General features: G+C 66.7%; 10 protein-coding genes. 4 read left to right on the plus strand and 6 right to left on the minus strand.

Annotated features, from left to right (window positions below; all coding sequences use genetic code 11):
• Window positions 1-11 precede the first annotated feature (11 nt).
• The 4 genes from ACFPMG_RS27705 to ACFPMG_RS27720 all read right to left on the minus strand — a co-directional run bounded on the left by ACFPMG_RS27705 (window position 12) and on the right by ACFPMG_RS27720 (window position 4,028).
• Window positions 12-812, minus strand: a complete 801-nt coding sequence (locus ACFPMG_RS27705) for an ABC transporter permease (RefSeq protein ID WP_376998419.1) — start codon at window positions 810-812, stop codon at window positions 12-14.
• A complete protein-coding gene (locus ACFPMG_RS27710) occupies window positions 812-1,666 on the minus strand; it encodes an ABC transporter permease (protein ID WP_376998420.1) in 855 nt (284 codons plus the stop codon). The genes ACFPMG_RS27705 and ACFPMG_RS27710 overlap by 1 nt, the downstream gene beginning before the upstream one ends.
• Window positions 1,663-2,724, minus strand: a complete 1,062-nt coding sequence (locus ACFPMG_RS27715; RefSeq protein WP_035682468.1) for an ABC transporter ATP-binding protein — start codon at window positions 2,722-2,724, stop codon at window positions 1,663-1,665. Before ACFPMG_RS27715 ends, ACFPMG_RS27710 begins: the two co-directional genes overlap by 4 nt.
• 182 nt (window positions 2,725-2,906) lie before the next feature.
• The gene (locus tag ACFPMG_RS27720; protein ID WP_376998421.1) at window positions 2,907-4,028 is read right to left on the minus strand and encodes an ABC transporter substrate-binding protein; all 1,122 of its coding nucleotides are present in this window, start codon (window positions 4,026-4,028) and stop codon (window positions 2,907-2,909) included.
• Window positions 4,029-4,213: 185 nt separating this feature from the next.
• Between ACFPMG_RS27720 and ACFPMG_RS27725 the strand changes: the two genes are divergently transcribed.
• The 3 genes from ACFPMG_RS27725 (at window position 4,214) to ACFPMG_RS27735 (ending at window position 5,825) form a co-directional block, all read left to right on the plus strand.
• Complete coding sequence (locus ACFPMG_RS27725; protein ID WP_376998433.1) at window positions 4,214-5,149, plus strand: LysR family transcriptional regulator; 936 nt, start codon at window positions 4,214-4,216, stop codon at window positions 5,147-5,149.
• Window positions 5,150-5,259: 110 nt separating this feature from the next.
• Window positions 5,260-5,640, plus strand: a complete 381-nt coding sequence (locus tag ACFPMG_RS27730) for a hypothetical protein (RefSeq protein ID WP_376998422.1) — start codon at window positions 5,260-5,262, stop codon at window positions 5,638-5,640.
• Window positions 5,641-5,648: 8 nt separating this feature from the next.
• Window positions 5,649-5,825, plus strand: a complete 177-nt coding sequence (locus ACFPMG_RS27735) for a helix-turn-helix transcriptional regulator (RefSeq protein ID WP_376998423.1) — start codon at window positions 5,649-5,651, stop codon at window positions 5,823-5,825.
• Window positions 5,826-5,873: 48 nt separating this feature from the next.
• On the opposite strand, the gene cysE is transcribed toward ACFPMG_RS27735, so the two are convergent.
• Together cysE and ACFPMG_RS27745 are read right to left on the minus strand one after the other, a co-directional pair.
• Window positions 5,874-6,743: a serine O-acetyltransferase gene (cysE, locus tag ACFPMG_RS27740; protein WP_376998424.1), complete on the minus strand. Its 870-nt coding sequence runs from the start codon at window positions 6,741-6,743 to the stop codon at window positions 5,874-5,876.
• A gap of 207 nt (window positions 6,744-6,950) precedes the next feature.
• Window positions 6,951-7,862 carry a hypothetical protein gene (locus tag ACFPMG_RS27745; protein WP_376998425.1) on the minus strand — a complete coding sequence of 304 codons (912 nt, stop codon included), beginning with the start codon at window positions 7,860-7,862 and terminating at the stop codon, window positions 6,951-6,953.
• Window positions 7,863-8,137: 275 nt separating this feature from the next.
• On the opposite strand from ACFPMG_RS27745, the gene ACFPMG_RS27750 reads away from it, so the two are divergent.
• A complete protein-coding gene (locus tag ACFPMG_RS27750) occupies window positions 8,138-8,473 on the plus strand; it encodes a hypothetical protein (protein ID WP_376998426.1) in 336 nt (111 codons plus the stop codon).
• Window positions 8,474-8,566 lie beyond the last annotated feature (93 nt).

Here is an 8,566-nt window from a genome sequence, read left to right on the forward strand (position 1 = left end):
AAGGGAAGGGGTCAGTCGTTTTTGGCCCAGGCGCCGAGAAGGCGGGGCAGGTCGCCGAACCACGCGATCAGCCCGAAGACCACCGCCGTCAGCGACACGAACAGCACCGTCACGGCGGCCATGGTCGGCGTGTAGCCGTAGCGGAGCGCGTTGAAGATCTTGATGGGCAGCGTTTCCAGCGTGAAGCCGACCACCATGTAGGCCACGATGTACTCGTTCAGCGACAGCACGAAGGCGAAGGCGAAGCCGGAAATCACGTAGGGCCGCACCAGCGGCATCACCACCGTGCGCAGAACCGTCCGGTCGTCCGCCCCCATGGTCGCCGCCGCCTCGACGTAGGAGCGGTCCACCGCCCCGAAGCCCAGCGACAGCGTGACCAACGGCAGCGTCACGAAGAACACCGCGTGGCTGACCACCACCGTCCAGGGCGACCCGTACTCGCCGACCGCCGCCCAGAAGCTGAGGAAGCCCAGCGCGGTGATGACCGGCGGCAGGATGAAGGGCGTCATGCCCAGCACCTCGAACGCCCGCGCCCAGGGTGCACGCCAGCGCCACAGGAACCAGGCCAGCGGGAAGGCGATCAGCACCGCCAGCGCCGCCGACAGGGTGGCGACGACGAGGCTGGTGATCAGCGCGCCGCGCCAGCCGGGATCGGTGAAGACCTCCGCGTACCAGGCGAGCGAGAAGCCCTGCGGCGGGAAGGTCAGCGCCTTCTTCTCGTTGACCGAGACGCCGGCCACCACCAGGATGGGGGCGGCCAGGATCAGGGCGATCAGGCCGGCGGCCAGGGAATTCAGCGTGCGCATCAGCATCAGGCCGTCTCCTCCCGCCGCCCGGCGAGCAGCGCCAGCCCGACGAGGGCAAGGCTGACCAGCACCAGGAAGACGGCCATGGCCGCCGCGAAGGGCATGTTGGACTGGTAGATCGCCTGATCGGTGATGAGCACCGACAGCGTCCAGTGCTGCGGCCGCCCGAGAAGCTGCGGCAGCAGGTAGGAGCCGAGCGCGAAGACGAACACCATGATCGTGGTCGCGACGATGGTGTTGCGCAGCCCTGGCACCACCACCGTGAAGAAGGCGCGCAGCGGCGAGGAGCCGAGCGTGCGCGCCGCCTCCTCCAGATAGGGGTCGAGGCGGGCGAGCGCCGGGTAGAGCACCAGCACCGTGTAGGGAAAGGCTTGATAGACCAGCCCGGCCAGAAGCGCGCCGAAGCTGGGGCTGAGCGATTGCGGCTCGGCCATCAGGCCCAGCGCCACGAACAGGTTGGTGATGCCCGCGGTGCGCGACAGCAGGGTGGACCAGGCGAACCCGATGATGACTTCCGACAGCGACAGGATCGACAGCAGGAAGACCAGCCAGCGGATCTGCGCGCCGCGCGGCAGCTTCACCAGCCGGTAGGTGAAGGGGAAGGCGATGCCCACCGACAGCGCCGCGACCAGCGCCGCCAGCCCCAGCGAGAAGGACATCACCCCACCGAAGAAGGCGGTCAGGAACCGCTCGTAGTTGGCGAAGACGAGGTCCGGCTCGTAGAAGCCGCCGGGCACGCGCCGGAAGACGCTGACCGCGATCATCAGGCTGAAGGGGATGACGAAGAAGACGACCAGCATCAGCGCCGGGAACAGGATCGGCGCGTGCTCGGCCAAGCCACGGGGCGCGCGGCGGATCATTGCGGGCGCTCCGCCATCGGCGGCAGCACGACGCAAGCCGCCGGGGGGAACTCCACCGCCAGGGCGCCGCCGGGGGCGACCGGCGGGCGGTCCTGCGGACGCGACAGCGCGACGATCTCCCGCCCGGCGACATCGATGCGGAACTCCACGCTGGCGCCGAGGTCGCGCATGAAGGACAGCGTGCCGGTCAGCCGGTTCGGCCCGTCCGTTCCGGCGGGATGGACGACCACGTCTTCCGGGCGGACCGACAGCAGGACGCGGCCGGTCGGCGGCAGGTCGGGCAGGTGCAGGGTGCCGCCGGGCACGGCGGCGGTGCCGGGGGCGGTGACCTCACCCTCCAGCAGGTTGGTCATGCCGATGAAGTCGGCGACGAAGGCGTCGGCGGGCTGGCGGTAGACCTCCATCGGCGGGGCGGCCTGATGGATGCGGCCCTGCGACATCACCACCACGAGGTCGGCCATGGTCATCGCCTCCCGCTGGTCGTGGGTGACGACGATGGTGGTGATGCCCAGCCGCTGCTGAAGCTGCTTCAGCTCGATCTGCATGGCCTCGCGCAGCTTGGCGTCGAGCGCCGACAGCGGCTCGTCCAGCAGGAACAGCTTGGGCGACAGGGCCAGCGCGCGGGCGATGGCGACGCGCTGCCGCTGCCCGCCCGACAGCTTGGAGACCGGCCGGTCGGCGACGCCCGGCAGGCGGACCAGCTCCAGCAGCTCGTCGGCGCGCTTGCGCTGCTCGGCCTTCGTGGCGCCGCGGATGCGCAGGGGGTAGGCGATGTTCTCGCCCGCCGTCAGGTGCGGGAAAAGGGCCAGCGACTGGAACACCATGCCGAACTCCCGCGTGTGGGCGGGGGCCGTGGTGATGTCGCGCCCGTCGATGACCAGCCGCCCGCCGGAGGGGTCCTCCAGCCCGGCGATCATGCGCAGCAGCGTCGTCTTCCCGCAGCCGGACGGGCCGAGCAGGCAGACGAATTGGCCGTGCGGGATGCGCAGCGACGCGCCGTGCACCGCGGTCACGGGACCGTATCGTTTGGTGAGACCGTCGAGGACAAGGGCTGACATGGGATGGCTTTGTCTTGATGGAGGGAGTGACTCCCCTCTCCCGTCCCGGGAGAGGGTGCCCGCGAAAGCGGGCGGGTGAGGGTCGTCCGAGGATCAGCATTTCATCCTTGGTAGCACCCTCACCCTCCCGCCGCGGTGCGGCGGGCCCCTCCCTCTCCCGGGACGGGAGAGGGATTAGGCACTCACCCGACGATCATTTCCGTCCACTTCTGGTTCAGCCAGTCGGACTTGCTCGTGTAGAGGTCGTAGCGCGGGATGATCGGCGCGATGTCGGAGGACACCGAGGCGAACTCCTGGTCGGTCAGGTCGGTCAGCTTGCGGTCGATGGTCGGGGCGGTGCCGACCTTGCGCGACAGCAGGGCCTGGATCGACGGCTGGCACATGTAGTCCACGAAGACATGGGCGAGGTCGCCGGCCTTGGAGGCGCGGGTGACCGCCCAACTGCCGGAGTCGAGGATGCCGCCCTCCTTTGGGAAGGTCGAGCGCACCGGCTGCCCGTCCGCGGCGGCGAGGCCGGTCACGTCGTGGTAATACTGGCCCATCGGAATCTCACCGGACTTCAGCGAGGCCTCGAACTGCGCCTCGTCGCGGTACCAGAGCTTCACGTTGGACTTCAGCTCCGCCAGCTTCTTGAAGCAGTCGAGCTGCCCCTGCTCGCTGTCGAGATGCTTGGTGCCGCCGAAGAAGGTCGCCGCCGTGACCTCCAGAAGGAAACTGTTGCTGACCAGCGCCAGCAGGCCGAGCTTGTCCTTGTTCGCCGGGTCCCACAGCGCCGCCCAGCTGTCCGGGGCCTGCGGGTAGCTCTTGGTGTTGGTGACCAGCGTGATGTACCAGGACACCGCGCCGATGCCGCTGACCTTGCCGTCCGGATATTTGTTGACGAGGTGGGGGACGACCTTGGCGGCGTTGGGAATCTTCGACAGGTCGAAGGGCGCCCACAGCTCCGCCGAGGCCCCCTTCAGCATCGCCACCTGCGACATCATCGAGACGTCGGCGGGCGCCTGACGGGCGCGGGCCGCCTGTTCGAGCTGGACCAGCCACGCCTCGCCGGTCGGCTCGGCGATGGCCTCCACCGTGATGCCAGTGGCCTTGGAGAATTCCGAGAAGATGTGCTTTTCGAAGGATTCCTTGAAGTAGCCGCCGTAGACGCCGACCTTCAGCGTCTTCGACTGGGCGCGGACGATGTTCGGAAAGCCGATGGCGGCCACCGTGGCCAGCGTGCCCGCTCCGGCCAGAACGGCGCGCCGGCTGATGCCGCCGGTCAAAGCGGCGTGAAGTCCCTGCTTACCCGTCGTCTCGTTCATGGATGCGACCTTTCCTTGCGGACGAGCTTATCTGTTCGTGAGGCCAGCATTGCAGCCTGCGATCATTAGACGCCCGGCGCCGTTGCCCGAAAATCAGAAAGTTTTGTATCTTACTTCGATCCGGGTCGAAGTATCGGGCGTGCCGGACCCATGGGGCGGGGCAGGGGAGGGCAGGCGTCGTGGCGATGATTCAGCTTGAAACCGTGGATCTACGCCTGTTGCGGTTGTTCATGACCATCGTCGAGGCCGGCGGATTCAGTGCGGCGCAGAGCGAACTGAACCTGTCGCTGTCCACCATCTCCACTCATTTCGCCGATCTGGAGACGCGGCTGGGCCTGCGGCTGTGCCGGCGGGGGCGGTCGGGATTCCAACTCACCCCGGAAGGGCAGGCGGTCTATGACGAGGCGCGGCGCGTTTTCGACACGCTGGAGCGGTTCCGCGGGCGGGTGCGCGGCCTGCGCGAGCGGTTGACCGGCACGCTGGCGGTCGGGCTGGTGGACAACACGCTGACCGACCCGCGCGCCCCGCTGGAGCGCGTCTTCGCCCGCTTCACCGAGGCGGCGCCGGAGGTCTCGCTGATCATCAACGTCCGCCCGCCGAACGAGCTGCTGCGCGACGTCATCGGCGGGCAGTTGCAGCTCGCCATCGCCAGCTTCCCGCGCATCGTGCCCAGCCTGTCCTACCAGGATCTCTACAACGAGACGATCCACTTCTGCGTGGCGGACGGGCACCCGTTGTTCACCCTGCCGGACGAGGCCATCGACCTGGACGAGATCCGCCGCTACCGGCTGGTCGCGCGCAGCTATTGGGGGGCGCGTGACCTGAAAATCTTTGCCATTTCAACGCCCAAGGCGACGGTCAGCGACATGGAGGGGGCAGCGCGGCTGATCCTGTCCGGCGCCTACGCCGGCTATCTGCCGGACCATTACGCCGCACCCTACGTCAAGGCCGGGCGGTTGCGGGTGCTGCTGCCCAAGGTCCTGTCCTATCAGGCGCCGTTCCAGGTGGCCTTCGACGCCAACCGCTCCAAGAGCCCGGTGGTGGACCTGTTCATCGCCCTGACCCGCGAGGAGATGACCGCGCCGGAGTTCCGGAGCGCTCCCGTCGTCCGACCGGCCTGACCATGCTTCGATGCCGCGAGATGGGTGGTGAGTTGTAAAGCAGCCTTGACAGTGGCGAGGCGTCATATGTAAAGCTTCCTTGTCATTGGGCGGCATGGAAGGGGCGGGGGATGTTCAGCATCAAGCGCTACGGCGTCGAATTGTCCGGGGCTCTGGCTCTCTACGCGGTGCTTCTGCTCGGTTCCAACGCGGCGGACCGGTTGCTCCAACCGGAAGGCACGATGAAAATGGCGCTCGCGCTTCTGCCGATCCTCGGCACGGTCGCCGTCGCCTGGACGGTCTTGCGGGGGCTGCGGCGAATGGACGAGCTTCAGCGCCGCATCCAGCTCGACGCGATCGCCCTGTCCTTCACGGGCACGGCGTTGGCGACCTTCGCCTGGGGGTTTGCGGAAGGTGCCGGCGTGCCGGAACTGCGCGCCTTCCATGTCTGGCCGCTCATGGCGGTGCTGTGGGTCGTCGGGGTGTGCATCGCCCAGTGGCGCCACCGATGAGAAACGCGGTGAAAGCCGTCCGCACGGCCCGCGGCTGGAGCCAGAGCGAGCTGGCGGAGCGCCTTCAGGTGTCCCGCCAGACGGTCAACTCGATCGAGAACGGGCGCTACGACCCCAGCCTTCCGCTGGCCTTCGCGATCGCCCGGACGTTCGGCCTGACCATCGAGGAGATCTTCTTTCCCTGAAGGATGTCCGGCCCTGAAGGATGTCCGGCCCGGAATCCGCCGGTTCCGTCAGATGTGATATTCCGGCTCCGGCACTGTCTGGTCCATGGCGAGGGCCGGCACCGTGTCGCGGCACCAGCCGACGATCCGCGCCGGGACGCCGACCACCGTGGCGCAGGGCGGCACGTCCTTCAGCACCACGCTGCCGGCCCCGACCTTGGCGCGGCTGCCGATCTCGATGTTGCCCAGGATCTTGGCGCCGGCCGACAGCAGGACGCCGTCACGCACCTTCGGATGGCGGTCGCCATGCTCCTTGCCGGTGCCGCCGAGCGTGACCTCCTGAAGGATTGACACGTCGTTGCCGACCACCGCGGTTTCGCCGATCACCACGCCGGTGCCGTGGTCGATGAAGACGCCGCGCCCGACCGGGACCGCCGGGTGTATGTCCACCGCGAACACCTCCGACACCCGGCTTTGCAGGAAATGGGCGAGGTCGCGCCGCTCGCGCCGCCACAGCCAATGGCCGATGCGGTGCCATTCCAGCGCGTGGAAGCCCTTGTAGTAGAGGAAGGGCGTCAGGCAGTTGTCCGCCGCCGGATCGCGCGTGCAGATGGCCTGGAGGTCGGAGCAGGCCTCCTCGACGATGCAGGGCGCGTCGGCGACGGCCGAGCGCACGAGCATCGCGAGCTGGTCGGCGGAGATGTAGGAATCGCCGAGCTTGCGCGCCAGAAGGCTGCCCAGGGCCGAGGGGAAGTCATGGTGCAGCAGGATGGCGGTGTCGATGAAGGGGCGCAGCCACGGCTCCTTGACGACGACGTTCTCCGCCTCGGCGCGCAGCATCGCCCACATGCCGTCGACGCCCTCCAGAAGAGGCGATTCCGGGCGGTCCAGCTCCTTGAAGCCCTGGTCCTTAAGGCAGGGGGCGACGATATGATTCATGGTACGCGTGTCCTGATGTTCCCGACCGGTCCGGCCGTCGGTCCGGTCATGGGGCCTTCAACAGGCCGGACGGAAGCCTAGCACGCCGCTTTCCGGAAGGGGAGCCATGTCGTGGGAAATGAAGGACCACCACGGATTTTTACACATTTCCGCACTGTGAAAATTGCGTACCCACTCAGACAGTCCCATCCGCGCAAGCGGGTGTGTTTACCAGGTGATCACATAGTCGCCGGTGTAGGGGCTGGATCCGACCTGCATGTTCTTGGTGCCGAATTTTTCCTGCAAGGCGGCGGCGTTGCCGTTCACCGTGATCCCGCGGGCGCTCCAGCCATTGCCGTCGCGGGCGACCGTGAACTCGCCCCTGGACTGCACGAGGTTCGAGTCGTTCACGGCGTGTATTTTCATCGTGCCTTGCCGGGCCGCGGCAAGTTCGGCCTCGCGGCTGGCGATGATATCCTCCCAGCCGTCCTCCTTCTTCAGGGAGCCGGAGGCGAGGCCGCTTCTCATGCGGTTGATTTCGTCCGGGTAGGCTTCGAGCACCACGGCCTTCCGGTCGGCCAGAGCTTGGTCCATCGTTTTCGGCATGCCGTCATAAAGCCCCTGGAGCGACCTGACCGTGCCGTAGACGTTCCTTTCCGCCTCGCTCAACTGGTTCAGTTGGTCGTCATCGAGGGCAGGCAACTGGGAAAGCCGGCCGTCGCGAACCAGGGCTCGGACCTGGTCGTCGGCAACGGCGTTGGCGGCGTTCCGGAAGACATCCGACTTGGCCCATTCCTTGACGGCGGCGATGCCCTCCAACGCCTGCTTCGACGTGGCTGGTTTCGAGGGCACGCTGTCGGTGTCGGCCCATTGTGTCATGGCGAGAGGCGTCATGGCGGCCGCCGGATTGCGACCGCCTCCGGCCAGATGCGCCGCAAGCCGGCTCGCAACGGCGCTCTCATGCTCGGCTTTCGCCAGCAGCGCCTTGGCGCGATCCGACAGCTCGACCGTGGAGGCCGGGCTGAAGCCAGTGGTGGCGGCGTCCGCTTTCTTTGCAAACACGTCTGTGGTCGGGCCTGGGGTTGCACGAACCGGTCGAAGGAGGCCCGCTTGCGAACCTGCAGCGTTGATGGCGCTCATGATTCCCAACCCTTTCTGCCAGCTTTAGGGAGCGGCGACGCAAAACCACGGCCTCAAGACTACATCTCTGGATTGATAAAATCACCGTGAAAACAGCGTCGATGGCGAGATCAATCGGTCCAACAAGCGGCCTACATGACGCTGGAAACCATCACCCTGTTCGGCGATGATGCCGGAATCATGCTGCCCGCCGTGTCCGAATGACCAGCTCGGCAAGACCAGCCGGAGGCCAGATGAGCGCCTCGGCTCTTACACCACGCCTCGGGACACGACTCATGAGACGAATTTTCAAGCTCGCAAGTCTTCTTTTTGGTTCGCTTATTGTCGCGGCCTTTGCTTACGGCGGAAAAGGATACTGGGATGCTCTTTCGGATGCTCCGCAATTACGTCAGCGCGCAGATGATCTGATAGCCCAGGGGCTAGGGGGAGATTCGCTCGGCGCGGACCATTTGGCGATATTGCTGAAAGTTGAAGACCCAAATTTCGTCGATCACGCCGGAGTGGATTTTTCGACCCCTGGCGCTGGAGCGACCACAATCACGCAATCGGCTTCCAAGCGCCTTGCGTTCAAAAAATTCCAACCGGGCGTCGGGAAGATACGACAAACGTAAGCGGTGCGAGCGCACCCTTCACTGATCCGGCGCGATCACCGCATCGCTCTGTGGCGGCGGCCCTTGAAGTGTTCGCGGAGGTCGAGGATGGCC

Origin of the sequence: Azospirillum himalayense, from assembly GCF_042657465.1 — a bacterium.
In the GTDB taxonomy this organism is placed as follows: Bacteria; Pseudomonadota; Alphaproteobacteria; order Azospirillales; family Azospirillaceae; genus Azospirillum; species Azospirillum himalayense.

Excerpts from the sequence above, each read along its gene's own strand:
- ACFPMG_RS27715 (WP_035682468.1), bottom strand. The coding sequence starts at position 2,724 with ATGTCAGCCCTTGTCCTCGACGGTCTCACCAAACGATACGGTCCCGTG.
- ACFPMG_RS27730 (WP_376998422.1), top strand. The coding sequence starts at position 5,260 with ATGTTCAGCATCAAGCGCTACGGCGTCGAATTGTCCGGGGCTCTGGCT.
- ACFPMG_RS27745 (WP_376998425.1), bottom strand. The coding sequence starts at position 7,862 with ATGAGCGCCATCAACGCTGCAGGTTCGCAAGCGGGCCTCCTTCGACCG.
- ACFPMG_RS27750 (WP_376998426.1), top strand. The coding sequence starts at position 8,138 with ATGAGACGAATTTTCAAGCTCGCAAGTCTTCTTTTTGGTTCGCTTATT.
- ACFPMG_RS27720 (WP_376998421.1), bottom strand. The coding sequence starts at position 4,028 with ATGAACGAGACGACGGGTAAGCAGGGACTTCACGCCGCTTTGACCGGC.
- ACFPMG_RS27725 (WP_376998433.1), top strand. The coding sequence starts at position 4,214 with ATGATTCAGCTTGAAACCGTGGATCTACGCCTGTTGCGGTTGTTCATG.
- ACFPMG_RS27710 (WP_376998420.1), bottom strand. The coding sequence starts at position 1,666 with ATGATCCGCCGCGCGCCCCGTGGCTTGGCCGAGCACGCGCCGATCCTG.
- ACFPMG_RS27705 (WP_376998419.1), bottom strand. The coding sequence starts at position 812 with ATGCTGATGCGCACGCTGAATTCCCTGGCCGCCGGCCTGATCGCCCTG.
- cysE (WP_376998424.1), bottom strand. The coding sequence starts at position 6,743 with ATGAATCATATCGTCGCCCCCTGCCTTAAGGACCAGGGCTTCAAGGAG.